Raw genomic sequence first — 340 nt, 5'->3', positions numbered from 1 at the left:
GTGATATTTCTCGATTACGGAGTGGATCAAGCGCCTCAGGAGTGGGCGCGTGTTGGTTGGCCTGGAAGATGCTGGCGACCTCGAAGATCATGTCGCGGGTGCCCTGATAGAGAATTGCGAGCTTGTGCTGGCTGCCTAGTCGATCGAAGACCGGGAACCCGATGCGCATGAGCGGAATTCCGAGCCGCTCCGATGCTTGGCGCCCGTGCGAATGCGTGACAAGCAGGTCAGCACCGACGGCAAGACTTTCCAGATCGCCGAGATCGCCGATCTGAACCGAAACCGCCGGGACTTTCTTGAGAATTTTAGACCTGTCGGTCGTTGTGACGGCCGCGGCTAT

At 58.5% G+C, this 340-nt stretch carries 1 protein-coding gene; it reads right to left on the bottom strand.

Annotated elements, in window-relative coordinates:
• Positions 1–340: nitrogenase component 1 (locus EN807_RS33575; RefSeq protein ID WP_281405257.1), on the bottom strand; the 340-nt coding region annotated here is incomplete at both ends.

This window comes from Mesorhizobium sp. M5C.F.Ca.ET.164.01.1.1 (assembly GCF_004792125.1).
GTDB lineage: Bacteria > Pseudomonadota > Alphaproteobacteria > Rhizobiales > Rhizobiaceae > Mesorhizobium > Mesorhizobium wenxiniae.
The sequence above is the reverse complement of the archived record's forward strand: the minus strand, read 5'-3'. Positions and strand labels throughout refer to the sequence as shown.